The 451-nt window shown below is 43.5% G+C and carries 1 protein-coding gene; it reads left to right on the plus strand.

The features are described from left to right. The coding region (locus tag M3175_RS26000) for a putative PEP-binding protein (RefSeq protein WP_503328635.1) at positions 1–451 on the plus strand (451 nt) is incomplete at both ends.

A 451-nucleotide genomic window follows, 5' to 3' on the forward strand; every position in this document is an offset into this window, starting at 1 on the left:
GTTTCCGTGGTGCCAGCCGTTATGTGTCAGAAAATTTCCGTGACTGCTTTGAATTAGAATGTCGTGCATTAAAACGTGTTCGTGATGAAATGGGCTTAACCAACGTTGAGATTATGATTCCATTCGTACGTACGACGGAAGAAGCGCGTAAGGTATTAGAGCTACTTGAGAAAAATGGTCTTAAACGTGGTGAAAACGGTTTACGCGTCATCATGATGTGCGAGTTGCCAACCAATGCCTTATTGGCAGAAGAGTTTTTACAATACTTCGATGGTTTCTCAATCGGCTCAAACGATTTAACCCAGTTAACGCTTGGTCTTGACCGTGATTCGGGTATCGTATCTCAATCATTTGATGAACGTGACCCAGCGGTTAAAAAACTACTCAAAATGGCTATCGATGCCTGTAACGCCCAAGGCAAGTATATCGGTATCTGTGGACAAGGTCCTTC

The organism is Robertmurraya korlensis (genome assembly GCF_023715225.1).
Classification (GTDB): Bacteria; Bacillota; Bacilli; order Bacillales; family Cytobacillaceae; genus Robertmurraya_A.